Below are 25,608 nucleotides of genomic sequence, written 5' to 3'. Positions count from 1 at the left end.
GGCCTCTCACCCCCGCCCTGCGCGCGCTGCGCCTCTGTCTGCACCTGCTGATGGCGGGCCTGCTCGTGCTCGCGGCGGTACGGGCGGACTCGGCCGCCGGGACGGTGCTCGCGGGGGTGACGGGCGCGGTCTACGCCGCCGGGTCGTACCTGCCGTCCGTACGGGACTCGCAGCGGGCCGCCGCGGTGTGGCTGGCCGTCCTGGGCGCCTGCTGGCTCGCGATGCTGTGGCTGACCCCGGAGGCGCTCTGGGTGGCCTTCCCGCTCTACTTCCTCCAGCTGCATCTGCTGCCGGCCCGCTGGTCGCTGCCGGTGGTCGCGCTGACGGCGGTCGCGGCGATCCTCTCGTACGTGGGGCACGGCGCCGCGCTCAACCCCGGGGTGTTCATCGGGCCGCTGCTCGGCGCGGCGGTCGCGGTGGCGACGGTCCTCGGCTATCACGCGCTGTACCGGGAGAGCGAGCGGCGGCGCCGGCTCATCGAGGAGCTGATCGAGACGCGGGCGGAGCTGGCCGCCGCGGAGCGGCACGCGGGGACGCTCGCCGAGCGGGAGCGGCTCGCCCGCGAGATCCACGACACGCTCGCGCAGGGCCTGTCCTCGATCCAGCTGCTGCTCCGCGCGGCCGAGCGGGCGCTGCCACCGGACTCCCCCGCCGCGGGCCATATCGACCGGGCCCGGCAGGAGGCACAGGACAATCTGGCGGAGGCCAGGCGCTTCGTCCGGGCCCTGTCCCCGCCCGACCTGGAGCACGGCTCCCTGGCGGCGGCCCTGGAGCGGTTGTGCGAGCCAGGGGGCGGGCCGCGGGTCCGCTTCTCCGTCAGCGGCACGCCGGTCGAGCTGCCGACCCCCTACGAGGTGGCGCTGCTCCGTATCGCCCAGTCGGCGCTCGCGAACACGGTGCGGCACGCGGGCGCGGCACGCGCGGAGATCACCCTGTCGTTCATGGACGCCTCGGTGACCCTGGACGTGGTGGACGACGGCGGGGGTTTCGAACCCGGGGCGGTACGGCCCTCCTCCGACGGCGGTTTCGGGCTTCCGGCGATGCGCTCGCGCGCGGAGTCGCTGGGCGGCACGTTCACCGTCGAGTCCGCACCCGGCCAGGGCACGGCCGTCGCCGTCTCCCTCCCCCTCCCCGCTGGAGCGTGAAGAGCATGACCATCCGTCTTCTGCTGGCCGACGACCACCCGGTCGTACGGGCGGGGCTGCGCGCGGTCCTGGACACGGAGCCGGACTTCGCCGTCGTCGCGGAGGCGGCGACCGCCGAGCGCGCGGTGGAGCTGGCCGCGGCCGGGGGCGTGGACGTGGTCCTGATGGATCTGCAGTTCGGTCCGGGGATGCACGGTTCGGAGGCGACGGCGGCGATCACGGCGGCGCCCGGCGGGCCGAAGGTGCTGGTCCTGACGACGTACGACACGGACGCGGACATCCTGGCGGCGGTGGAGGCGGGCGCCTCCGGCTACCTCCTGAAGGACGCGCCGCCGGAAGAGCTGGCGGCGGCGGTCCGCACGGCGGCGGCCGGACAGTCGGCCCTCGCCCCGGCGGTGGCGCACCGACTGATGGACCGGATGCGGACCCCGGCGGAGGCGCTGACCAAGCGCGAGCTGGAGGTGCTCCAGCTGGTGGGCGAGGGCCTGTCGAACCAGCAGATCAGCAAGGTGCTGTTCCTGAGCCAGGCGACGGTGAAGTCGCATCTGGTGCACGTCTTCGCGAAGCTGGGCGTGGACTCCCGTACGGCGGCGGTGGCGACGGCGACGGCCCGCCGCCTGATCAGGCGCTAGGCCTGGGGAGGCGACGGGGCCCGCCGGGTACCCCTCGCGCTCCCGGCGCCCACGACCCCGGGGTCCGCCACCGCGCGGCCGTCAGCCGACGGGCCCCCGGGGTGCCGGCGGCCCGAAGAGTTCCACCGCCCGGCGGACCCCGTCGAGCCCTTCCGCGAGCGCGCTGACGGATCCGACCGATCCCGCGACGAGCAGCAGGGAGCGGCGTAACCGGCGTACCTCCGGGGAGCCGCTGAGCGCCATCGCGTCGAGCGCGGCGAGTTCGTCCTCGGCGATGCCCCGGTCGGCGAACTCGACCCGGTGGGCGGCCAGTTCTCGCCGGAGCCGGGACACGGCGGACCGCAGTTCGGCCACCCTCGGGTCCACGCCCTCGCCGGTCACTCGCCTCTGCCCCACGCTTCGCAACATGGTTCTCCCCCTCGCACGACTCTGTGCGCAGAACTCCATACTCCGAACACCCGGAGCTGCGCTCCGAGCCGACCCCGGGCGGTGGTCGGGCGCCGTGAGTTGCGGGTCAGTTAACTCCTTCGCCACCCCACCGCGCCACCCTTCGCCCGGGTAATTCAGGCGACCGTGTGATTCCGCCTGATGAGGTATGCAGTTCCCATGACAACTGCGCAGGACCGAACACCTGTCCACCCGCCGCGCGTCGCCGGACTGCTGCTCGCCGCCGGGGGCGGGCGGCGGCTCGGCGGGCGGCCCAAGGCGCTGCTCCCGCATCGGGGGCGGCCGCTCGTCGAGTACGCGGTGGGGGTGCTGCGGGCGGCCGGGTGCGAGGTGGTGCACGTGGTGCTGGGGGCGTCGGCGGAGGTCGTGCGGGAGCGGGCGGAGCTGCCCGGGTGCGTGCTGGTGGACAACCCGGAGTGGGCCGAGGGGATGGGTTCCTCGCTGCGCGCGGGACTCGACTCGCTGGCCGCCGATCCGCGCGGGGTCGACGCGGCGCTCGTCCTTCTGGTCGACCAGCCGGGGATCGGGGCGGAGGCGGTGGCCCGGGTCCGGGCGGCGTACGTCTCGCGGGACTCCCTCGCGGCGGCCTCGTACGACGGGCAGCGGGGCCATCCGGTGCTGTTCGGCGCCGGGCACTGGGCGGGGATCGCCGAGCTCGCGGTGGGCGACCGGGGCGCGCGGGACTATCTGGCGGCGCACCGGGATGCGATCACCCCGGTGGACTGTTCGGATGTGGCCGAGCCCTACGACATCGACACCGAGGAGGATCTGGCGCACTTGGAGTGAACGGCGTGGCACTCAGCGCCAGTGTCTGTCGATCCGGAGAATCTCGACATCAACAAACCATTGAACTTCCACCATGAGGAAACTAGTATCCACTGTTCAGAAGCGCCTGTCCGTTCAGAAGGCGCTTGCGGCCGTATCTCGGCGCCTGCGGCACTGCGTGCCGTCCCGCGACGCCCGGCGGCCGTCTGGTACCGCCCGTGAAGTCCGCTGAAGGAAGTGACAGTTCATGTCCGCACCAGCGCCGTCCCCCCTGGCCGTCGTCGATGCCGAGCCCCTGCCGCGCCAGGAAGAGGTGCTCACCGAGGCCGCCCTGGCCTTCGTCGCCGAACTGCACCGGCGGTTCACCCCGCGCCGGGACGAGCTCCTCGCCCGCCGAGCGGAGCGTCGCGCCGAGATCGCCCGTACGTCCACCCTGGACTTCCTGCCGGAGACCGCGGCGATCCGCGCCGACGACTCCTGGAAGGTCGCACCGGCCCCGGCGGCCCTGAACGACCGCCGTGTCGAGATCACCGGTCCGACCGACCGCAAGATGACGATCAACGCGCTCAACTCCGGCGCGAAGGTCTGGCTCGCCGACTTCGAGGACGCCTCCGCGCCGACCTGGGAGAACGTGGTCCTCGGCCAGCTCAACCTGATCGACGCGTACGCCCGGAAGATCGACTTCACGGACCCGCGCTCGGGCAAGTCGTACGCCCTCAAGCCGGCCGGCGAGCTGGCGACGGTCGTCATGCGGCCCCGCGGCTGGCACCTGGAGGAGCGTCACCTCACCTTCGACGGCCGCCCGGTCCCCGGCGCGCTCGTCGACTTCGGCCTGTACTTCTTCCACAACGCCCAGCGGCTGATCGACCTCGGCAAGGGCCCGTACTTCTACCTGCCGAAGACGGAGTCGCACCTGGAGGCCCGCCTCTGGAACGAGATCTTCGTCTTCGCCCAGGACTACGTCGGCATCCCGCAGGGCACCGTCCGCGCCACGGTCCTCATCGAGACCATCACGGCCGCGTACGAGATGGAGGAGATCCTCTACGAACTCCGCGACCACGCCGCCGGGTTGAACGCGGGTCGCTGGGACTACCTGTTCTCCATCGTCAAGAACTTCCGTGACGGCGGCGCCAAGTTCGTCCTCCCGGACCGCAACGCGGTCACCATGACCGCCCCGTTCATGCGCGCGTACACCGAGCTCCTCGTGCGCACCTGCCACAAGCGCGGCGCGCACGCGATCGGCGGCATGGCGGCGTTCATCCCGTCCCGCAAGGACGCCGAGGTCAACAAGGTCGCGTTCGAGAAGGTCAAGGCCGACAAGGACCGCGAGGCCGGCGACGGCTTCGACGGCTCCTGGGTCGCCCACCCCGACCTGGTCCCGATCGCTATGGCCTCGTTCGACGCCGTCCTCGGCGAGAAGCCGAACCAGAAGGACCGTCTCCGCGAGGACGTCTCCGTCGCGGCCGGCGACCTGATCGCCATCGACTCGCTGGACGCGAAGCCCACCTACGACGGCCTGGTGAGCGCCGTGCAGGTCGGCACCCGCTACATCGAGGCGTGGCTGCGCGGCCTCGGCGCCGTCGCCATCTTCAACCTGATGGAGGACGCGGCCACCGCCGAGATCTCGCGCTCGCAGATCTGGCAGTGGATCAACGCGGGTGTCGAGTTCGAGCACGCCGGAAAGACCGTGAAGGCCACTCCGGAGCTGGCCCGCAGGGTCGCCGCCGAGGAACTGGCCGCGATCCGCGCGGAGATCGGCGAGGAGGCCTTCGCGGCCGGCAAGTGGCAGCAGGCGCACGACCTGCTCCTGCACGTCTCCCTCGACGCCGACTACGCCGACTTCCTGACGCTCCCCGCGTACGAGCAGCTGGTCGGCTGATCCCGAAGGCGAACGGCTGACCCGACGGCCCGCACAGCGGTCGGACAGCCCCCGGAAGAACGCTCAGCTCAGGGCTCTGCCCCCGATGCCCGCACAGGCACTGGGGGCAGAGCCCTTTCGTTCTATCTCCGTCCTGTATCACCACGCCACGAACGAAGCCGGTGAGCTAGGGTGCAGGAGCGTTATTCACCCCTTCGGAGGTGAGTGACCCGTAGGTCTTGGAGACCTGGACGACAGCGGATCCATGAATGCCATGGTGCCCTCGTCAAGAGCGAGGACGGAAGCCCGGTAGGGCGATCCCTGCCAAGTCCGGATTTCCGACTCCCGCAAGGAGATGCTCCGCATGGCCTCTGGCGACAAGAAGCTCCAGCGCCGCACCTGGGTACGTGAGATCGCGATCGGCATCATGACCGGCCTCGTCTCCAACCTGCTGGTGAAGGCGTTGGAGGTGTCGGCGCAGCTGCTCGGTTGACCGAGCGGAGCGGCGGGTCCATGGGACCCGCCGCTCCTCACGCCTCACTTGGCGCGTCTCGGAACCGTCAAGATAAGATCCGATTCCATCTTTTGCGATCGACGGGCTTCCGTTCCGGACAGGCCCCCTCGCACGCCTTGTCGTGCCCTGTGGGGGATTTTTCGTGCTTTTACGCAAGTCCGCAGCCGATCTCAAGCCGATGACGGCACGTCTCGGCGGTGCGAACAGTCATCTGACGACCCTCCTCGTCGAGCGGTACCGCAAGAGGCATCAGGGCCGCAGCAACCCTGACCCGGACACTGGCCTCATCGCCTCGTGGAACAACAGCCTTCCCCAGGTCATCGATACTCTCGTCGGCTGCGGCCGTGATGCGGTGGAAGTGATGCTGGAGTTCGACATGCCAGGGATGGACAGCAGTGCGGATGTCGTCCTGGCGGGCGAGCACCCGGTCACAGGCGACCTCTCTTACGTCGTGATCGAGCTGAAGCAGTGGGACATGGCCCGGGTGAGCCCCGACAATCCTGTCGCCGTCCAGACCGGCCATAGGGGATGGAAGTTGCATCCTGTACGCCAGGTCCAGCGGTACTGCGACTACCTCGTCCAGCACCTGGCCCCCCTTCACGATCACTCCGAACGCATTGCCGGCGCCGCACTTCTGCACAATGCCCGTTCGGAGGTGCGCGAGCTCTTCTCCCTCGCCGAGAGTCTCCATGGGCGCCTCTACACCGCGGACTCGCTGGATCTCTTCCAAGCGTTCCTGGCGAACCGCCTATCCCCCCGTGCGGGCGGGAGGGCTGCGGACGTGCTCGCCAACGCCGACGTGTACGAACCCCCGTCTTCCAACGAGGCCTTCAGTCGTGCCGGCAGCCCGCACCCCGTCTTCGCGCTCCAGAAGGAGCAGGAGATGACGTTCCAGTCGATCCGCCGCGCAGTCGAGACGGCACGGAGCGCCCCGCGCAAGAAGGTCGTCATCGTCCGAGGGGGCCCCGGAAGCGGAAAGACCGCTCTCGCCGTGGAACTTCTTCGCACCCTCAGACAAGAAGGGCGAGAGGTGGTTCACGCGAGTGGCTCCATCGCATTCACGTCGAATCTCCGGCAGGCGGCGATCCAGTTCCGTGGACGTGGCGTAAGTCGTGCCACCGCGGATCGACAGGCCAAACACGACTACCGTTTCTTCAACAGCTTCGGCAAGCAAAAGGAAAATAGCGTACCCGTCCTGATCTGTGACGAGGCCCACCGAATCCGCGACCGCTCAAGCGGTCGGCAGGTGCCGAAGTGGGTGTACGAACGCGGGTGGCCGCAAGCCGACGAGCTCATTCATGCTGCGGAAGTCCCCGTGTTCTTGCTTGACGACTGGCAGTCGATCGGCCCCAACGAGGTCGGGAGTACTGATTATTTGATCGAACGCGCAAAGGCCTGTGGATGCGATTTCGTCGTCCACGAGCTACCGGGCATGTACCGGGCCGGAGGGAGCGCGAAGTTCCGCGACTGGGTGAGTGAGCTGCTCAGTCTCAAGGCGGCCACACCTCGAAGCTGGGAGTCGGACGGCCGCATCGATGTCCGCCTCGCCGACACCCCGCTGGAGATGGAGACGTTCCTCGAGCGCTGCATTCAGCAGAAGCTCGGGGACGCCCGCATGATGGCCGGATTCTGCTGGGAGTGGGCGAAACCCAAAGACGGTCTGCGCATGGAGGTACAGATCGAAGACTGGCACAAGCCGTGGAACGCCCTCGTTCCCGCGCCCGGTTCTGGCGCACCGCCTACCAGCGAGTGGGCGACAGACCCGCAAGGATTCAACCAGGTGGGATGCATCTACACGGCTCAGAACTTCGAGTTCGACTGGAGCGGAGTCATCATCGGCCCCGACCTGGTGTGGAGGGACGGCGCGTTCATCGTCGACAGAACGAAGACGCATGACGGCGAGCTGAGGAAACAGAGGGTCACGGATGCCCAGGTCGACCGGCTGGTGAGAAATACTTATCACGTGCTCCTGACACGCGCTCGCCGTGGGGTCGTGATATATGCCCACGACGAAACAACACGAAACAAACTCCGAGAACTCATCCCAGGAACGGTGGCGGATTCGCCTCTGACCTCGTTCTCCCGACGCAAAAAGAAGCCTGGTGCCTATCGGTACGCAGCGGGTCGCGGCGCACAACCTGCGCCACGAAAGGCTCCCATCTGGGAGCAGGAAGAACTCGCACTCGACTGACCAGGAGGAGTCACCGTGGCAGTTCGAATGCTGACCCAAGAGGGACGATGGAGTCTGAAAACAGTACGCCCATGGCCCCCTCAGGTTCCGATGTCTGCCACGAATCTCGTCGGTTCGCCCAAAACTGCCTGTGCGCCTGCCAGGTCGGAGAAGCGGATCGCAAGGGTCGATTCGGCGAGGCGCGCCGGAAGTGCCTCGCCGAACTTCAACCCCTTCACCGCGCGGGCGTCCACCTCGGGAAGGCACAACTGCCCCGACGCATCCGCGAGAGCTTGTTTCCAGGTCTGCGGGTCGACGTCTTCCCTGAGGCGAACCCAGCAGTCGTTGATGCGCTGTGCCGGGGCGGCCACCCCGCCGAGTGAGGCCGCGAGCGTGGCATTGGCCCGGTGCCCCGCCCAGGTCCACCAGCGTGTGTAACCACTGCTGCCGCGCACGATCAGTGTGCCGCCAGGATGCACTGCCTCGATGAAGTGGTCTCTCGCATCGGCGAGGGATGTCGTCGCTCGTTTGGTGAGCCTCACCGGAGGATCGACTCCGAGAAGCACCTCACGGACCGCTCGGGTCAATTCGAACGATGTCGCCCGGGTGAATCCGAGTCCACTCCACTTCGCCTTTCCTCCCCCGTCCGTCGGCTCCACGTAACACCGCTTGCGGCGCCAGTCGATGTAGGTGACCAACCAGCTACGGCCTGCCAGGAGGAGCTTTCGCGGTCCCTCGACTTCCTCCGTCAACAGATCCGGGTCGGTGCGACCGATCTCCATACGGCCCTGGAGTACGGTGAATTGGGGTGGGGCTGTGAAGACTGCCGTCAGGCCCATGAAGTGTCGATGCCCGAAGCGGCGCTCGGCCTCCGGTCCGATGAACAGCATGTCGCCGTCACGATCGAGATACCCCTCGTCCACAAGGTGCCTCAGAATCGGCTCGGCGGGCTGCCCGAAGGGCCCAAGCCCGTTCCACCAATCCCGCCACGACCGATCGCCGACCTGATGTTCCTGCAGGCAGAGTGCAAGGAGCTGCTGGGCGACGATGTGGCGCGGCTCGGGCGGGGCGATGACCGGTTCGACCCAGCCCCGCGACCACAGCAACAGCATTCCTGCCGCTGACAGCAATCCGTCTTCCGTGAGAGCCAGGAAGAGGCAGTTGCGCGTCGTGTCTGCCCTCCGCCCCGTTCTGCCCAGCCGCTGCAGGAAGGAAGCGACGGTCGCCGGAGCGTCGATTTGGATGACCCGGTCGAGATCGCCGACGTCGATGCCGAGCTCCAGCGTGCTGGTGGAGACGATCACGCAGTCCCGTGCCTCTGCGAACGCCTGCTCAGCGCGTCGCCGTTCATCGACCGACAGCGAGGCATGGGAGAGGAAGGTGGTGATTCCCAGAAGGCGCAGCTTCTCCCCGAGCTCCTCCACAAGACGTCGTGATTCGCAGAAGACGAGCCGCTTCTCTCCATGGTGCAACGAAGAGATCACTCGGGCCGCGTTGTCGACGGAACCGACGTAGTCGAGCTGGATGTCGCCGGGGGGCGTCTGGGTCACTGGGTTCGCGTCGCTCGGATCGGCGAGGTGGGGCGCGACCACTCGAGCCGGCCTCTTACCGGCCCCGGATCCTTGGAGCCAGTGGAGGAGTTCCTCCGGATTGCCCACGGTGGCCGACAGCCCGACACGCTGGACCGGCCGTCCGACGGTCTTCTGCAACCGTTCGAGGAGGGCAAGCAGGTGCCACCCCCGGTCGTCTCCGGCGAAGGCGTGCACTTCGTCGACCACGATGGTCCGTAGCCCGGAGAAGAACGCCTTGTGGTCGACGTTCACGCTGACCAGCATGGCTTCCAACGACTCAGGAGTCGTCAGCAGGACATCGGGCCGGTTGTTCAAGATGCGCTTCCGGTTTCCCGCGGTCACGTCGCCGTGCCACAGAGCGGCGGTACGCCCGAGCCACGACGTGTACGTCTCCAGTCGCGGCAACAGATTGTTGAGCAGGGCCTTCAAGGGGCAGACGTAAAGGACCGAGGTGCTCTGCCATCGTTCCGCGGTCATCCGTGACAGAAGGGGGAAGGAGGCGGCCTCGGTCTTTCCACCTGCTGTGGGAGCCAGCAGAATCGCGTCCTCGCCGGCCATCAGGGGCCCGATCGCCTCCTCCTGCAGCGGACGGAGACCTCGCCAGCCGAGGGAGTTGACGATGTGGTGTGTCAGAACCGGATCCAGGTCGTCGAGGGCACTCATGGCAGGTCCAGCTCGATGGCGTCGGCATCGACCTGAGCGGCGTTCCTCTCGACCTCGTTGAGCTCAGCGCTGGACACGGTGAGCGCGTAATGCAGGCGCGGATCGAATTCGTCGAACTCATCGACACGGTCGAGTACATCGGCGACGAGCTTGCGCAGGAACAGTCGCGGGGCGACTCCCACCTTGCCGCCAAGGCCACCGGTGACCGCCAAGGCAAGCTCCGCAAGGTACGCGTCGTCGACGCGTTCTTCAATCCGCTCGGGGTTCCGTGCCGCCCCCGCATAGAGGTCGCGGACATTGCGTCCGAGCTCTCCCAGACTCGGCAGGTCGAAGCCTGCAAGGCGTAGCTGCACCGCACGCGGCGAGTCGAAACGCGGGTCGGTGGTGAAGTCGGTGGCGAGGCGTTGAGCCAGCGGGGCGAGCCGTTGGACGCCCTGCTGGCCGTCGTAGAACGCGGGCGTCCCTGTGATCACGAGGAACAAGCCGGGAAAACGTCCGGCGTCGATCTCGTCCAGCAGCTGCCGTAGGGCGTTGAGCCCCTTCTCCCGTACATCGCCTCGCACCCGCTGCAGGGTCTCGATCTCGTCGAGAACCACCAGGAGCCCGGGGTGGCCGCAGTCGCGCAGCACGGTGAGCAGGCCCTGCAGGAAGCCCATGGCACCGAAATGATCCAGGTCTCCACGGACTCCCGCGGCTCTGCGGGCCGAGGCCGCGACCGACTTCTGCCCGCCCAGCCAGGCGATGAGCGCCTCGGCCGTCGCGTTGTCGCCCGCAGCCCGTGCCTCCCGATAGCCGCGCAGGGCCGCCGCGAACGCGGGTGTCGTGCGGGCGACTTCGGCAAGTCGCTGCTCCATCAGTTCGTCGACGGCCGCGGCAAGTGCCTTCTCGTCGTCGTCCGCCACCTCACCGGCGTCGAGGATCTCCTCCTCGAGGGTGTAGAACCACGAATCGACCACCGCCTTGAGCGCACTGGGCTGATGGGTGGCTGTGGTGAGCCGTTCCGTGAGACGTCGGTAGACCGTCTCCAAGCGGTGAAGCGGTGTCTCGGTCTCGGAGATCTGCACTTCCGTGGTGGCCAGCCCTGCGCGCTTGGCCCGCTCGGCGAGCCAACGGGCGAAGAACGTCTTGCCGGAACCGTACTCACCGCGGATGGCGTGAAACGCCGACCCACCGCGCGCCGCTGTCGCGAGGTCGTCGTCCAGGGCCGCGGCGAAGCGGTCGAGACCGACCGCGAACAGATCGAGCCCCGCTTGCGGCACGGTGCCGCGCCTCAGCGCGTCCACCACTTCGCGGCGGCGGGCCGCGCTGACCTCCGTCACACCGGTCACGGGCGCTCCGTTCCGAACTGCTCGTGCAGAAGCGGGACGTTCAGCTCGACAGTCCGTCCCGCGTCCACCAGATTGATCACGCCATAACCTTCGACGTTGAGAAGGCGCTGCACCACGGTGACGAAGATTTCGGGGTTCCGCTGCGACCTTCCGGTGGCGGCGGTCGCGGCGGCGGCGACCGCGTCCGGGGTCAGCTTTCCACCGGCCGCGGTGAGCGCGTCGATCACAGCAGCCACCGCCTTGGCGTCCGGGGCTCTGCGGACGAACGCCTTCTGTGCCGTGTACCGCTGGGTCCGCACGACCTTGTCGCCGAGCGTCGGCGTCTCCGATGCCACGTCGTCCGCTGCGAAGAGTCCCTCGCCGGCCTGCGCCTCCTTGGGCTTCCGGCTCCGGCGGCTCGCCGAAGCCTCCGGCTCCGCAGCGGCTGCGGTATCGGTGCGAGGTTCCCACCAGGCCGGCACGCTCTGTTCGGGCGGCAGAAGGACCCACCCCGACGGCAGCAGCTCCTGTGACGGTACCAAGGCGATCACCGGCACGGTCACCTCGGCGATCGACGCCCCACCGTGGTACCCCGCCTTGCGCGGTGTGTACCTGATGTCCTCACGCCATGGCGCCACGATGGAGCCCTCGCCTGCCAGGACGCGCGGTCCGCTGAGCTCGACTTCGCCCTCTCCGGCCGTGCCCGTGCGCCAGCGGGCGCTCTGCACGCCCGCTGCCTTGACCGGTCCGCGGCCCGGGGACGAACGGTCGATGACGTGGCCGTGGTCGGAGACGAGCAAGACGGGACGGCCGTAGCCTCGAGCGGCGTTGAGCAGGTCCAGCAAGTGACTGATGTCCTTGAGCCGCCAGGTGGTGCGTTCCCCCTCCTGCCCGTGGTCCAGCGCATCGTCGATGGTGTTCAGTACGACACCCACCACCCCGTCGCCGGCGAGCGCGTCGAGCAGCTCAGGGGCAAGGCGGTGGCCTTCGACCCCGCCGATCCGGCCCTTGTGAAAGAGCGTCCCCGTGCGCCGGTGCCGTTGCCACAGAGCTGCGAACCCCTTGCTCTCCGCCGGCTGTTTGCCGCTCGTGGCTGTTCCCGACAGCAGCGAGGCCCTGCTGATGGTGGTGACCGACGGCAGCATGGACACGGCCGCCTGACGCCGTGCGCCTTCCGCCCCTTGCGGCGCCGGGACGATCTCCGTCCAGACACGACGGTCGATCTCGTCCCCGAGCTGCGCCGCTATGGCTGCGCTCATGCCGTCCAGTACGAGGACGAGCGGAGCCGCTGCCATCTTGCCCGCTCCGGCAAGCGGTACGGCGAGAGTGGTGAGCACGTCCTCGATGAGAAGAGCGCCCGCCGGTGCCTGTGTCGAGGCAGTCAGGGCCCAGCCCGCCAGTCGGGCGGCGAACTGTTCGTCGATGGCCGCGCGCCGGGCACGGGCCTTGCCGATGAGCAGGTGGTACGCCTGGCCCACAACTGATTCCCCGAGCGGGTCGCCCTCCGCCAGGACGGCAAGCGCACGGTCGACCCACCCCCATTGCGCAAAGTGTTCGCTGACGCCTTGCCCCACCGATGCCACGACAGGAACCGGCTCGTCGAGCCATCGCAGGACGCGCACCGCCATGCGTGCGGCATGGCAGCTGGCCGGGTGCAGACGGGCCAGCTGATGGGCCAGGACGTGGTTCAGCGCTGCCTCGGCCTCTTCGGCAGAGGTCGCCAGAGCGGCGGCCAGATCTCTCAAGCGCGCCTTGAGCCCCGAGGGCAGCAGGGGATCGGCTCGCAGAGCGAGTCCGAGTCCGGCTTCGGCAGCGAGTTGGTCAGCTCGGTCGAGTACCGCGTAGACACGCTGCCGTGCCTCGGCGCCCGAAGCGCTGTTGGCCTCGGCCTCGCCGATCCATCGTGCGAGGGCTCCGATCACCGAGGAGGTGAAAGGCGGTAGGTCGTCCACCGAACGCAAGGTCGAACCGAACAGCCCTCCGAGTGCGAAGCTCGTTCCGGCCGGAGCATCCGGCGCGCTCAGTACGGAGCCGAGGACACCGAGGGCCATGGCGTCCTGTCCCCTGCCGTCCGCGATGAGCGCGAGAAGTGTGGGTGCGGCCGACCCGATCACGCCGCTGAGCCAGTCGGTCAGCCCGTCGCGCTCCGATGCGGCCAGCTCTCGGAAGCGAGCCGGGCCCGCGGTGGTCCGGGACCAGGCCAGCAACGCGTTGGTGTCCAGATCGAGGGCGTGCCCTCCTGCTGCACGCCCCAGCCCCAGACGTTCACCGACGAGTGCCTTCACGGCGGCGTCCCGTGTGAGGACGGATCCGTCGCGCGGCCAACCGTCGGCGGGCTCGGCCTCGATCAGGGCGTCCAGCAACCAGGCCTCACGGATCACACGAGGATCGAGGTCGGCGGCCCCGAAGAGCTGCTTGACGATCTCCGCCCGGTCGACCGTGAGACTGCGGCGTCCGACGGCATGGGCCCGCAGGTCCCAGCCCAGGGCAGTGGCCGGCACGTCGCTCGTGACCACGAGGAGTCTGTCGTGCTCGGGCTCGGCCAGGAGCCGCTGCCACGCGTCGACGATTCCCAGAACGGAATCCTGGTCGGTGACCCGCACCGGGCGCTGCCGACCGTCGATCCGGGCCGTGAAGTCGGTGGGGGCCGCGCTGTCGTATCGGGCGTGGACCAGCAGGAGACGGCGGTCCCTGGCCCGCCGCAGCTCCGTCTCGAGGAGGGCTTCGACGATTCTGCGGTCGATGAGCGGCCGCACCGCCATCAGGACTGCGCCTCGGTGCCTGCGGGTCCGCTCTCCTCCGGCGGCACGACCTGCCAGGTGATCTCGACCGCCATCCCGGGGTTGGCGGCGGAGTAGGCGAGGATCTCGTCCCAAAGGTTGTCCATCGCCTTGCTCAGGGCGTTCTCCATGTGGCTCGGCTGCAGGCGTACGGTCCGGGAGCCCGCCGCACCCCCCGTGCCCACGGACGCGCCGGGCCCCGGCGTCGAGCGTGTGGACGATACGGGCGGTGTGCCGTGCTGGGTGAGGCGGACATCGTCCGGGGTCGGCTCGACAGGCGGCAGCGGTACCACCGGTTCCGCCACCTGAGCCAGCCGAGCGGCGTCCTTGACCAGGGCGACGGCCTTGCTGCGGATGGAGTCCAGCACCGGGACCAGCGAGCGTTCGAATTCACTCGCGGCGGCGGCCTCGGCGATCTCCCCGATCAACCGCTCGGCCCGCTCACCGACGTTGTCCCGCCGCCCGGCGAAGCCACGGACGCTATCGAGAAGCTGCCAGTCGGCATCGTCAAGCGCCTTGAGCACCTCGGGGGCGGACGTGATGGCCGTGGCCAGCACCGCGTCCGATGTGGCATGCGAGACACCGGCCAGTTCCCTGACCGTTGCGGTCGCTTCGTGGTGACGCCCCAGGCGAGCGAGGAGATCCGCGGCGTCCTTCGCGGACGACGCCCGTGCGCTGGTGTCCAACTCCAGCCCCAGGGCTTCCGCATGCCGGATCAAAGACGTCCTGACCCCGTAGACCGCCTGCTCGTACTGGCTGATCTTTTCCCGTACGCCGGTGTGCAGCTTGTTCACGTTCCGCGCGAAGAGGGTGGGCTGGACCGCCACTCCGAAGATCTTGGCGGCCCTTTCCCTGGCGGTCGTGTACTCCTCGTCCGTGGGCAGCTGCTGTGCGCGCAGGCCGTGGCCCGCCCCGATGTCGTTCAGGTCGGGCGCCTGCGGCAGGGGGCTGCCGCCGTGGAAAATCCAGGCACGGTCGTCGAGAAGCGCGTACGTGGCGATGATCAGACTGCTGACGTTCTTATCGAGGCCGGTCCAGCCGTGGTCCTTGGCGATCCACTCGCGGATCTCCTCGACGGACAGGTCATCGGCACCGGGACGGTGCTGGTGGACGGCCTGGTTGATCCGTGCGCGCCAGTCGTTGCGGAGGACCAGCGGACCGTCGTGGACCTGACCGAGCTCGAGCGGCTCGACGATCTTCTTGACGGTCTTGAGGTGGTGGCTGTCGACCTCGATGCGTCGGCCGCCGTCGTCCATGGCCCGGGTGATCCAGGTCAGCGCGGTCTTCAGCTCGGCGGGGGTGACGGGCTTGCGGTCGCCGGCCCGGTCGAAGTCGGGGTGCTTGGGGTAGAGGGCTCCGAACACTCCGTCGGCCAAGTGCTGCAGGTTGTCCATGAAGGACTTGCCGCCCTGCAGCTGGGGCCGACTGTACTCGGGCAGCAGCGAGAGGATGTGCTTCCCCTCGCTGACTTCCGCGGACACGCTGTTCTCGTCGACCTTGGCGATGCCGTACAGCTGCGCGAGCGTGGCGGTCAGCTGCGAGGTCAGGGTGTCGCGTTGGGCGGCCAGCTGATGACGGACGCGGACGCGGTCGTCGGAGGCGAGGTGTCCTGCGTAGTCGTCGAGGCGGTCGCGCTCGAGAAGGTAATTGATCTTGATGAGGCGGCCCAGCTGGGCGTTCTTCTGCTCGGAGAAGAACGACGGCAGCCAGACGAGGGTCGGCGCCATGAGCCCTTCGGAGCGCAGCAGCTCGACCCGCTGCGCGTCGTCGTTGGGGAAGTGCTGACCGTCGTCGAAGGGGTAGTCGAGGATGAACCGCACCCGGCCGTCCACGCCGGGGCGGAACTGCTCGGCGGGCAGCTGCGCGGTGTCGCGGACGTTCTCGAAGACGAATTCGGCTGTCCGCCTGCTGCCCTTCCATACGATGTCGTGCTCGCAGACGAAGGCGCCGGTGTCCTTCAGCCCGAGCGCTTTCCAGAGCTGGTCCTTGACCCAGATGCGGCGGGCTCCCGTGCGATCCTCGTCGGCCACCATGTCGAGCAGCGGCTCGATGTCCAGATCGGACAGGTGGAGGGTGAACACGGGGTCCTGATCGCCGTCGGCCCGGATCTCGCCGAACTCGGCCTGCAGTTCCCGCAGTCGCGTCACGACCAGCGAGCCCGGAGCGACGGTGCGGGAGCGGATGGAGCCGTGGTTCAGCGCGGCGATCCGACCGCCGGTGAGCCGCTTGAGAGCGGGTACGTCGGGGGCGAGCGCGGCGAGCAGCAGAGTCTTGACGAAGCGGTCGTCGGCGATGAACTTCTCGTTCTCCTCCGATCCGTACTTCTCCAGCAGGTGGGCCCGCACCTTGGTGTGGAAGGTGTGCGCAGCCTCGGCCTCGTTCTTGAGGCGGTCGGTGAACGCCTCTCCGGTGCCGTCGGAGAGCACGTCCCACAGATCGCCGAGGGGGATCAGTTCCCCCAGCTTGAAGTCGGCGCGCCGGCGCCGCAGCATCTCCTGCAGCAGCTTGAGACCCGTCCGCTCGCGCTGGAGCGCGCCGGACAGCGCCACGAGGACGTTGAGGAGCGCGGGCGAGAGGGGGTAAACGGCCCGGAAGTCCGTCCAGTCGGCATGGGTGGCGCCGTGCGCGTCGAGGAGGACGTCCTTGACCTGCGAGCTGGTGGACTCGATGGCTCCGAAAGCTCCGTCCAGAGCCGCCCGGGCCTGCTCGTCCTTGGGCTTGAGGATGCGCTCCTTGATGATCTCCGGGAGGTTGCGGTCCTCGAGACTCACGACGTCGAAGCGACCGGCCAGGTACTCGACCTGCTGCTCCAGGTTCTTCACGTCGGCACCGACGACGTCCGCGCCGACGAGCTGCGAGAGGTCACGCTGGCGGGAGATGAAGGACACGATGGGAACGGGGCGGGCGCTGTCACCGGACTCGATCAGCTTGACCAGCTTGCTGACCTCGGAGTTCACCTTCTCCCGGTTCGACATGTGCGCCTGGAGCCACAGGATCAGCTCGTCGAGGAAGAGGACGAGGCCGTCGTATCCGAGGGACTTCGCGTGCCGGCTGATGACGGCGAGACCGTTCTCCAGCGGCAGGAACGCCTGGGCGTCGCCTCGGGCGCCCTCCGCGTAGGAGGACATCGGCCCGGTCAGCAGCGCCGACACCAGCCGGTCGCGCCGGGCGTCGCCCGCGGGCGCGGCGAAGGCCGCGTCCAGATCTCCGGAGGTCCAGGCCGCGCCCGAGCCGTCGATCACGTCGAGATCGTCGAGGTCACCGTCCGAGCTGCCGGAATCGGTACCGGCGGAGGGAAGCAGCGCCACGAAAGCGTCGTGGCCGATGCTGTTCCGGAGCTTCGCCGCGTCGGCGAGCATCGAGTCGGCACGGTAGACGGCGGGGGTGGGGGCGCCCGGGTGCAGGCGCCGCACCTCGGCGACGTACCCGCCGAGCAGGGCCGAGTCCAGGTCGGTGGAGCCGACGAGGTGGTACGGCACCATCAGGAACCGCTTGCCCCGAAGCCACTCGTCGTGTTCGGCGATGACTTCCTGGAGCCGGGGCTTGGAGCGTGCCGACGGCTCGTTGTTGAGGACGGCGTGGAGGACGGTCAGGAAGTGGCTCTTACCCGAACCGAAGGATCCGTGGAGGTAGGCGGCGTGGGAGTTCCCGCCCCGGACGGAGGCGCGGACGATGCCGAGGGCCTTGCCGAAGGCGAGCTTCAGCTGGTCGGTGACCACGTATTCCGCGACCCTGGCGGCGGTCTCGGTGAAGCCTCCGGTGAGCTCCACCTTGAAATCGCCGGCGTGGACGTCTTCCTTGATGTCGATGACATCCCGCAGGAAGAGCTCATTCGTGGACATCGGTGGCTCTCGTTCCCTCACTCGGCGGTTCACATGGTCCGCGCAGCGCGCTCGTCCCCCTATCTTGCCAGCTCGCAGGGGCTCTCAGCGGGGGCATGGGAACTTCCGTGAGAGTCGGTCGATCACCACCGGCCCTTGGCCGTGTACAGAGGAAGGGGCTCCACCGGCGACCAGGTGAAGGTGCGGTCGTCCTCGAGGTGCGCCTCCCCCCAGTGAATGGAGTGGATGCCCTCACCGCGGCTGGCGGTGAAGAAGACCGAGACCAGTTTGGTGCTGCGTCCGAGCTCCTCGAACGCCTCGTGGATCTTGTCGTACTCCGGGGTGGTCGCAACCTCTTCCAGCGGAAACAGCCCTTCCTTCGGCTCGGGACCGTGCGCTGTCAGCAGCCGCTTCCGCTGGGCGGAAACGTCAGCACGCAGGCGGGCACGATCGAGAGGTACCGGCCGGTCGGAATACTTGAAGGGGAAGAGGGCCCATCCGTTGAGGACGGCGAAGTCGTAGCCACGCAGCTCACGGACCGATCCTCCGAGGGCGCGGGCTTCGTCGGCAAGCTCTTCCAGTACGGCCTCTGCCAGGACGTGCCCGTACGGCCCGCGCTTCTTGAGATCGGCCTGGTCGTGCACGACCCTCGCCCGCTGATGAGCACGCGCCAGCCGTTTCGGAATCCCTGCGACGAGCCCGCTCGCCTGCTCTCCGAAGCACTCCCGCGCCCAACGCGACGGCGCCGCGGCGACTCCGCCGCCGTCCTCTGTACCCCCACTCACGGCTGCCCCCTGTCATCGACCCCTCTCCCTTGTGTGACAGAGAGACACGCGGAGGGCAAGGGCGCGATTTCAGCCTCGAGGCAGGAGCCGCGGCACAGGTGCCGCGGACCTGTTGTTCCTACCGGTCGGTCTCCGAAGGCTTCGGACCGTCACCGGGGTCGCCCTCGCCCTTAGGAGGCTGCGACGGCCGTCCCGGCTCGACGAACGTCTCCAGAAGTATCGGCACGGCCTCGTCCGGGATCCGGAACCCGGTGGCCCACGAGGGCTCCGTGGGCGAACCGTAGATGGTGTGGAGCAGGAAGGACTCCTCACCCGTCAGCAGCCCCTGGTCCTCCAGCTCCCTCGCCACGGTGCTGATGGGGCGGGTGAAGCCCTTGAGCCGCCGGTCGTCGGGATATCCCGCCAGGTCGTACACGGTGGCCCTGTCCACGAAACCGCCGTTCGCCGCGGCGGCGATGATCACCTTGGCGTGTGCCGGGTAGCGCACCCGCAGGTGCTCGACGAAGATTCCGAGGGACTGTCGGGTCCAGCCGGTCTCGGCCGTCGTCTCTTCGCGGTCCGCCTCACGCAGCTGCTCCAGGTCGTCGACGGAGTCCTTGTCGACGTCGAGTCCCTCGAGCAGTTCCTCTGCCCACTTGAGCAGCTCGGCGGGGGTCAGCATGTAGAGCTGTACACCGGCGTGCTCACGCAGCTCCACCACCAGCTCGGCTCGAGGGCGGGCGGAGATGTCGCCGTCCTTCGGGTGCCACCAGTCCTTCTTGACGTCACCGGTGACGAGCAGGACGTCGCCTTCGCGGTTCCGGGCCTCCTTGAGGAGCTGCACCCAGAGGAGGTAGTCGCCGGCCGCGCGCTCCGGCGACTTCGTCTTGAAGTCCTCGTACCCGGGCGGGATCTCCTCGTCCGCTCGCTTCTGCGCCGCCTGGACCGCCTTGTCGTACTCGTCGGTCGGCAGCGGCTCCCCGATGCGGCCTTGCAGGAGCGGCTCCAGGTCGGCCAGTACGGGGTCGCTGTGCGTCTCGGCCGTTCCCAGGAGAGCATCCCGCTCGGCCTGCGCGTCGATGATCTCCCGTAGTCCGTCGATCGCCTCGGCGAGCGTCTTGAGCCCGTCGTCGATGCGCAGGGTGACGCCCTCGTCCTGCTTGAGACGTACGTCCTTCACCCACCGGTCGACGGCGTCGTGCGCCGACCTGCGCGCCTTGTCGAGGGCGAGGGAGGTCTCCTTCGCCCGGGTGCTGTGGTGATGGCGGATCGACCTGAGTTCGCGATTGCGCCAGAACTCGGTGAGCACCTGGTGCGGGACCCAGAGCCGGTCGCGGAGTTTGGAGAGGACGGCGAAGGTGTCCTGCCGGGTGCGGGCGTTGGAGCGGTAGAGGTTGAGCAGCACGTTGGTGTCGAGGACGATCGTCCCGGACTGGAAGACCCGCTCGTAGTCGCTCTTGAGCGGGGTGCGGTGGGCCCCGTCGCAGTCGAAGATCCCACGTCCGGTGGTCCGGCCTTCCGGGTCGTCCTTGTACCCCATACTGCTGTGCGCTTCCCCTCGTTGGCCCGGTACATGCCTCGGGCATGGGAGGGATGGTTCCAGGATCGGCCGTGCTGCGGGAGTGGCGTCTCGGCCAATCTCGCCTGAGCCGGAGTCGGATCACGGAGGTGTGGAGTGTCAGGTATGCGACGGGTGTCTCGGCGTACGTCGGGCAGGACGGGCAGGGCGATTCCGGCTCAGCGGGGTGGCAATGACTCCGGTGGCCGCCAGGACAGCGCGGAACCGGCGCCCTCGCCACTGCCTGTCGAGCCGTTCAACCGGCGGGTCGAGTTACTCGTCGCGGTGGTCGACAGCACGGAGGAGTCGGAGCTGTCGACGCAGCTGTTGGAGGGGCGGGGGTGGTCGGTACGGCCGTGGGTGCCCGGCGACGAAGAGGGAGACGCTCTGGGGAGCGGACGTCGGGGACTGCTGGTGGAAGTACGCCTGCACGGAGCCCGGTTCGGGGCGGTGCAGGCAGCGGTCTCGGAGATCGAGGGGCTGGCGCGGCGGCATCAGGCGGGGATGTGGGTGGTGGATGCGGCGCTGATCGAGCACGAGCTGTCCGTGGACCGTCGGACGGTTCTGCATGCGTACCGCAGGCGTCCGGAGGCATTGTCCGAATCCTCCGAGCAGCCGGACTTCAGGAGTCGCGTCTTCGCTTGGCGTGAGCTGTTGGGCTTGGTGACAAGTGTCCGGATCATCAAGCAGGACGGCCGACCGCGTATCGAGGCAGTAGCTGAGCTGCTGGCGCGTGGGGCTTTCACTCGTCGCCCTTACGACCCGGGGATTCTCCACCTGCGTATCCCCGCGGGAATGGAAGGCCGGAATCCTGAGGATGCCCCGGCTGAGCCCTTCACCCTCTGGCCTGCTGCGCTGCTCCTTTCGGCCTACATCATGGCGGGAGTGGCATGCGGGTACGCGGCCGCCCTTTCGGAAGGCTTGCTCGTCCTGCTTCCAATCCTCATCGCAGGCGCGCTGGTGTGGCCGGTAGGGACGAAAATTGCCTCCCATCGCGAGCCCGGGGCTCGAATCGTCCCACTGGTAAAGGGCTCACTCTTCGTGGCCGCTTCGATCGTGCTAGGGATGCAGGTCCCGGGCATCGTGGCGTTTACACCCTCCGCAGAGACGGTCGCATGGGCTGCCCTCACCGTGGTTCTCATTCCCCCGGTCTCGTACGGCCTCAGGTACGCCTTCGTGCACTCCTGGTTCAGCCGCAACGCCAACTGGGCGGTGCCTGCTCTGATCCCCGCGCTCGGGCTCGCCCTCCCCTGGTTCGGAGGCTTGATGCACACGGTCTACCTGCAGCGTGCGTTTGATCTTCCGTCAGAAGCCGCATCCATGTCCGTGTACTGGTCCTACGCGGCATCACTCGTGCCGGTCGGCGCCGCGGCCCTGGGTGTCACGGTTGTTCTGGCGCTCGCCGGGTGGGCCCGCCACTTCCACCTGATACGGGTGCGCGGCATGGAGCGAGCGGGACTCGCCCTGATGACCCTCTTCGTCGTGGGCATGACCCTGTTGACCGGAATCGCCATTGCTCAGATCGACTCGTCCCGGGCTCGGGAGGCGGTGGCGTCCGGCCGCGATCCGGCTCGGTACTACGGGATCCAGGGCAGCCTCGTCTGCGTGAAGCCGCTGAGCGAGGACATCGCGGTCTTCAACGGGCCGCTTGCCTCCACTCGCCCGCTGCTGACGTTCGGCCCGTCCGGCGACCGGATCTGGCTGTGGGATCCACGGCGGGGCAAGCCCCTTTCCGTGCGTCTGGAGGATGTGGCGGTGACGGAGAAGACGTCTCGAGCGTGCAGCTGAGGCAGTCTCTGGGGCCCGGGACGGGTAGAGCGCGTGGTGTACGCCCTCCACCGGTCCCGAGACCGAGTTACTCGGGGGTCAGCGAACCATCCCCCTGACGTTCTCCAGCATCGCCTGGAGTACGTACGGCGGCTCCGCCGCGGCGGTGCGGGCCGCCTCCCGGTACGTAGCCGCGTTCTTGTCCGAGACGCCCTCGCCCGTCGCGATCAGCTGCTGCTGCCGCTCGCCCCAGGAGGGCCAGCTCTCCCCGAGGTACGTCTCCAGGTTGTCCGCGAACACCGTGTACGTGCCGGCCGAGCCGGTCTCCGGCCAGGGAGACCTGGACTCTCCCAGGTACCCGAGGAGGTCCGCGTTGCTCCCCGAGATCTTGCGCGCCTGCTGCTCGAACGCGGCCTCCTTCTCCGCACGCTTCTCGTCGTCGAAGTGCCGCACCGACTCGCGCTTGCGCTCCTCCATCCCGGCGTCGCCGTCGAAGACGACGTGGCAGGGCACGCCCATGGCCGAGAGGATCGCGTGGCTGAGCAGGAGGTTGTCCCTGCCGGTCACGTCGACGTAGGTGATTCCCTCGGCGCCGAGGTTGATCCCGTTCCGCTCCGCACACCCGTCGAGCAGCGCGCCGTCGGTCGTCCCCTCGCCAAGGACAGCCGCGTGGGCGAAGAAGGCCTCGGCGAGTGAGCCCGCCATCGCGACTCCGGTACGCCGCCGGACGGCCTCCTCCTTCACCAGCCCCTCCAGCGACCGGCACAGCTCGTCCTCCGTCACCTGCCTCACCCGGGTGACCGGGTGCTCGGCTCCGGCGTCGCGAGTGAGCCGCCGGACCTGGTGGTAGCCGGCCGGGTCGATGAAGACCGGACTGTGCGTCGCGTACGTCACCTGCGTACGCCCCTCGGCGGACGAGGTCACCAGCTCGCGCAACACCTTCGCGAACGTCCGCGCCTGCGGCGGATGCTGGAACAGCTCCGGCTCCTCGACCGCCAGGCACAACGTCCGGGTCCCGCCCTCCGGCCGCCTGCGGTCGGCCAGGTACTTCAGCGCGGCGATGATCAGCGCCCGCTGGAAGCCGTGCCCCTGGCGGTACACGGACGTCTCGGCACCCCCGTCCCTGATGCTCACCTGGAACGCCGTCTTGGCCGGCCTCGGCGCCCGTACGGTCGGGGTGACTATGACCTGGCGCCCGGTGGTGAGCTTCGCGACCTCGGCGGAGAGCGCGTCGGAGATGTCCTTCAGAGCGGGTCCGTAGACGTTGTCGTGGACCGCCTGGCGGGCGAGCTGGGCGTTCTCCTCGATCTCACCGAGCTGGGCGTCGGCCTCGGTGCGGTCCACGGCGTGGTCGAGGATGCGGGCGATGGCGGAGGCCTTCTGGTCGTCGGCCTCCTCGTAGGCGCGCAGGTCGGCGGAGACGAAGACGAAGTCGATCAGCTGAGCGAGCTTGCTCTGCCCGGCGAACCCGAAGAAGTGGGTGTCCTCGACCTCCGCCTCGGTGAGCTGGTCCCGGTGCGCCCGCTCCCAGGCGAGCATGGCCTCGTTCACGGCCTTCTCACTGCCGGCGGGAGGAAGCCCGAGACTCGGGGTGCTCTCCCGGAGGGCGTTGTACGCCCTGCGCTTCGCCATCGCGCCGCCGGTCACGCTCCGGATCTCGTCGAAGGGCGCGTACGCGAGAGCCCTGCCGGTGATCTTGTCCTCACCATCGTCCCAGGTACGCCAGATGCTGACAGTGATGGCGTCGTCGGGGGCGTACCGGCCGAGGGCCTCGCGGTCGAAGTCGGTCAGTCCGTCGAACTCGACCTCGACGGAGATGCGCTCGCCGCCGGCACCGGCCACCGCCGAGTGGATGTCGTCGGTGGTGAGGGCCACCGACTTTTCACCGTTGAAGAACCAATCGAGTGCGCGGAGCACGGTGGACTTGCCGACGCCGGTCGGGCCGATGAACGAGGTGATCTCGTCGAAGGCGATGTCCACCTTGTGCAGGCAGCAGAAGTTCTCGATGCGTACGCGCTTGATCTTCACGGTCGTCCTGAAACGTGGTGCGGGCGGGCCCGTGGGGGCCCGCTGTGACGGATCAAGGCTAGCGAGACAGGTGACGCTGTTTCAGATCTTTTCGTATTTACGGGGATGCGGTGGGTGGTACTTCCAGGAGGTCGAGTTCGGCCCAGACGGTCTTCCCGGGTGCGCCTGCGCGGGGGAACCAGCCGAGGCGGTCGGCCAGGTGGCGAACGAGGTAGAGGCCACGGCCCGATTCCTCGGTGGGTGATGGCGCGTGCGTGAGGTCGGTGTTGAGCTGCCTCTCCGTACGGGTGTCGGTGACCTCGATGCGGAGGGTTGTGGCGACGAGGAGCAGGCGGAGGCGGAAGTCCCGGCCGGGGACGTGGCCGTGACGGACCGCGTTGGCGGTGAGTTCGGCAGCAATGAGGGTGAGGGTCTCGTTGGGGGTGGAGGTATAGGGGTGGCCCCAGTCGTCGAGCCGCTGGGAGACGAGCCGACGGGCGAGACGGGCTCCACGTGGGGTGGAGGTGAACTGCATCGTGAACTCGTGGGTGGTGGTCGGGTGTTGTTGTTCCACCACGGGAGGAGTAATTGCCTGGTTCATACGGAGAACGGTTGCGGAGCGTGCGTACCGTTGACCAGGAGTGACGCGCTGACGGTACGGGCTGTACGCGTCGGTGGCGCGCGGTGTACGTGGTGTGGGGCGTGGCGCGGGAGGTGTCGGGCGTGGTGGAGCAGCAGGGGTTCGAGGACGACCAGGAGTACAGGGGTGGGGGCGGGGGCGGGGATGAGTCAGGCTCGGGGATCCTGCACCTCTTCGGGCAGCAGTTGAAGCTGTGCCGGGTGAGGGCGGGGGTTGAGCGGGCGGAGCTGGGGGCGCGGACGGGGTACTCGGCGTCGACGATCGCGTCATTCGAGCAGGGGAGGCGGATTCCGCCGCCGAGGTTCATCGACCAGGCGGATGAGGTGCTGGACGCGGGTGGGGTGCTGAGGGCGGGGAAGAAGGAGGTGGCGCGGGCGCAGTATCCGGCGTTCTTTCGGGATGCGGCGCGGTTGGAGATGGAGGCCGCTGAGATTCACGTGTACGACAACCACGTGGTCAACGGCCTGTTGCAGACAGAGGAGTACACCCGGGCTCTGCTGGCCATGCGCCGCCCACTGCTGAACGAGGACATCATCGAGCAGCGCGTTACGGCACGGATGACTCGCCAAGAGATCTTCAATCGACAGCCTTCCCCGCTGCTCAGCTTCGTCATGGAAGAGCCCGTCCTGCGGCGCCCGCTCGGCGGCAAGTCGGTGCAGCGAGGCCAGCTCGAGCAGATCCTGCTGGTCGCGCACCGGCGCAACGTCGAGCTCCAGGTCATGCCGCTCGACCGACAGGACAACGCCGGCGTGGACGGCCCTTTCACGCTGATGACCCAACGCGGCGGCGATCAATTCGGATACATGGAGGCCCAGGGGCGGAGCACGCTGGTAACGGACCGAGAGGAGGTCCGCTCACTCGCGGCACGCTATGGGATCATCCGAGCGCAGGCTCTCACCCCATGGGAGTCTCTGGCCTTCATCGAGAAGCTGCTGGGAGAAGTATGAACGTCGCAGACACCACCGCTAGCGCCCTCGAACTCACGTGGCGCAAGAGCAGCTACAGCGGCGCCGAGGGCGGCCAGTGCGTTGAGGTCGCTGTACGCCCCGGCACTGTGTACGTCCGGGACTCGAAGGATAAGGCAAGCCTGCCACTGTCTGTGGCGTCTGAAGGATGGGCTGCTTTCGTACAGTTCGCCGCGCAGGACTGAGCCGACACAGACAAGGGCGCCCCACCTACGGACCGTTCCGTTGGCGGGG

Annotated in this window: 18 protein-coding genes; 9 read left to right on the top strand and 9 right to left on the bottom strand. The window is 68.5% G+C overall.

Translation table 11 applies throughout. The annotated features are described in order from the left end of the window. Positions 1 to 50: 50 nt before the first annotated feature. Positions 51 to 1,145 carry a sensor histidine kinase gene (locus OG392_RS29810; RefSeq protein WP_329287540.1) on the top strand — a complete coding sequence of 365 codons (1,095 nt, stop codon included), beginning with the start codon at positions 51 to 53 and terminating at the stop codon, positions 1,143 to 1,145. 5 nt (positions 1,146 to 1,150) lie between these two features. Next, complete coding sequence (locus OG392_RS29805) at positions 1,151 to 1,777, top strand: response regulator transcription factor (RefSeq protein WP_329284516.1); 627 nt, start codon at positions 1,151 to 1,153, stop codon at positions 1,775 to 1,777. An 81-nt stretch (positions 1,778 to 1,858) separates the two neighbouring features. Here the strand turns inward: OG392_RS29805 and OG392_RS29800 are convergent, their stop codons facing one another. Beyond that, on the bottom strand, positions 1,859 to 2,185 hold the full coding sequence (locus OG392_RS29800) for a DUF5955 family protein (RefSeq protein ID WP_329284514.1): 327 nt from the start codon (positions 2,183 to 2,185) through the stop codon (positions 1,859 to 1,861). A 198-nt stretch (positions 2,186 to 2,383) separates the two neighbouring features. Here OG392_RS29800 and OG392_RS29795 point away from each other — a divergent pair, with 198 nt between their 5' ends. The 4 genes from OG392_RS29795 (at position 2,384) to OG392_RS29780 (ending at position 7,552) form a co-directional block, all read left to right on the top strand. Further along, positions 2,384 to 3,010, top strand: a complete 627-nt coding sequence (locus OG392_RS29795) for a nucleotidyltransferase family protein (protein ID WP_329284512.1) — start codon at positions 2,384 to 2,386, stop codon at positions 3,008 to 3,010. Between the two features lie 226 nt (positions 3,011 to 3,236). Then, entirely contained in the window at positions 3,237 to 4,868 is a 1,632-nt protein-coding gene (gene aceB / locus OG392_RS29790; RefSeq protein ID WP_329284510.1) for a malate synthase A, read from the top strand. A 343-nt stretch (positions 4,869 to 5,211) separates the two neighbouring features. Continuing rightward, the gene (locus OG392_RS29785; RefSeq protein ID WP_329284508.1) at positions 5,212 to 5,340 is read left to right on the top strand and encodes a DUF6408 family protein; all 129 of its coding nucleotides are present in this window, start codon (positions 5,212 to 5,214) and stop codon (positions 5,338 to 5,340) included. A gap of 163 nt (positions 5,341 to 5,503) precedes the next feature. Then, positions 5,504 to 7,552 (top strand): DNA/RNA helicase domain-containing protein, encoded by a 2,049-nt coding sequence (locus OG392_RS29780; protein WP_329284506.1) that lies wholly within the window; start codon positions 5,504 to 5,506, stop codon positions 7,550 to 7,552. 80 nt (positions 7,553 to 7,632) lie between these two features. Here the strand turns inward: OG392_RS29780 and OG392_RS29775 are convergent, their stop codons facing one another. The 6 genes from OG392_RS29775 to OG392_RS29750 form a co-directional block, all read right to left on the bottom strand. Beyond that, on the bottom strand, positions 7,633 to 9,765 hold the full coding sequence (locus tag OG392_RS29775) for a DEAD/DEAH box helicase (protein ID WP_329284504.1): 2,133 nt from the start codon (positions 9,763 to 9,765) through the stop codon (positions 7,633 to 7,635). Then, positions 9,762 to 11,093 (bottom strand): BREX system ATP-binding protein BrxD, encoded by a 1,332-nt coding sequence (gene brxD, locus OG392_RS29770; RefSeq protein WP_329284502.1) that lies wholly within the window; start codon positions 11,091 to 11,093, stop codon positions 9,762 to 9,764. Before brxD ends, OG392_RS29775 begins: the two co-directional genes overlap by 4 nt. Then, complete coding sequence (pglZ, locus tag OG392_RS29765; RefSeq protein ID WP_329284500.1) at positions 11,090 to 13,834, bottom strand: BREX-2 system phosphatase PglZ; 2,745 nt, start codon at positions 13,832 to 13,834, stop codon at positions 11,090 to 11,092. Before pglZ ends, brxD begins: the two co-directional genes overlap by 4 nt. Further along, positions 13,834 to 17,694, bottom strand: a complete 3,861-nt coding sequence (locus OG392_RS29760; protein ID WP_329284498.1) for a PglY protein — start codon at positions 17,692 to 17,694, stop codon at positions 13,834 to 13,836. Before OG392_RS29760 ends, pglZ begins: the two co-directional genes overlap by 1 nt. 122 nt (positions 17,695 to 17,816) lie before the next feature. Next, positions 17,817 to 18,317, bottom strand: coding sequence for a hypothetical protein (locus OG392_RS29755; protein ID WP_329284496.1), 501 nt, complete (start codon positions 18,315 to 18,317; stop codon positions 17,817 to 17,819). A gap of 259 nt (positions 18,318 to 18,576) precedes the next feature. Beyond that, on the bottom strand, positions 18,577 to 19,977 hold the full coding sequence (locus OG392_RS29750) for a PIN-like domain-containing protein (RefSeq protein WP_329284494.1): 1,401 nt from the start codon (positions 19,975 to 19,977) through the stop codon (positions 18,577 to 18,579). A gap of 303 nt (positions 19,978 to 20,280) precedes the next feature. Between OG392_RS29750 and OG392_RS29745 the strand changes: the two genes are divergently transcribed. Continuing rightward, complete coding sequence (locus OG392_RS29745) at positions 20,281 to 21,783, top strand: hypothetical protein (protein WP_329284492.1); 1,503 nt, start codon at positions 20,281 to 20,283, stop codon at positions 21,781 to 21,783. A 78-nt stretch (positions 21,784 to 21,861) separates the two neighbouring features. Here the strand turns inward: OG392_RS29745 and OG392_RS29740 are convergent, their stop codons facing one another. After that, the gene (locus OG392_RS29740; RefSeq protein ID WP_329284490.1) at positions 21,862 to 23,790 is read right to left on the bottom strand and encodes an AAA family ATPase; all 1,929 of its coding nucleotides are present in this window, start codon (positions 23,788 to 23,790) and stop codon (positions 21,862 to 21,864) included. Between the two features lie 97 nt (positions 23,791 to 23,887). Continuing rightward, positions 23,888 to 24,370, bottom strand: a complete 483-nt coding sequence (locus OG392_RS29735; RefSeq protein WP_329284489.1) for an ATP-binding protein — start codon at positions 24,368 to 24,370, stop codon at positions 23,888 to 23,890. A gap of 122 nt (positions 24,371 to 24,492) precedes the next feature. On the opposite strand from OG392_RS29735, the gene OG392_RS29730 reads away from it, so the two are divergent. Both OG392_RS29730 and OG392_RS29725 read left to right on the top strand, forming a co-directional pair. Further along, positions 24,493 to 25,356: a helix-turn-helix domain-containing protein gene (locus OG392_RS29730; RefSeq protein ID WP_443054930.1), complete on the top strand. Its 864-nt coding sequence runs from the start codon at positions 24,493 to 24,495 to the stop codon at positions 25,354 to 25,356. Continuing rightward, positions 25,311 to 25,559, top strand: a complete 249-nt coding sequence (locus tag OG392_RS29725) for a DUF397 domain-containing protein (protein ID WP_329284487.1) — start codon at positions 25,311 to 25,313, stop codon at positions 25,557 to 25,559. Before OG392_RS29730 ends, OG392_RS29725 begins: the two co-directional genes overlap by 46 nt. Positions 25,560 to 25,608 lie beyond the last annotated feature (49 nt).

This window comes from Streptomyces sp. NBC_00691, assembly GCF_036226665.1.
In the GTDB taxonomy this organism is placed as follows: Bacteria; Actinomycetota; Actinomycetes; order Streptomycetales; family Streptomycetaceae; genus Streptomyces.
This window is presented reverse-complemented; position numbering and strand designations above follow the sequence as displayed.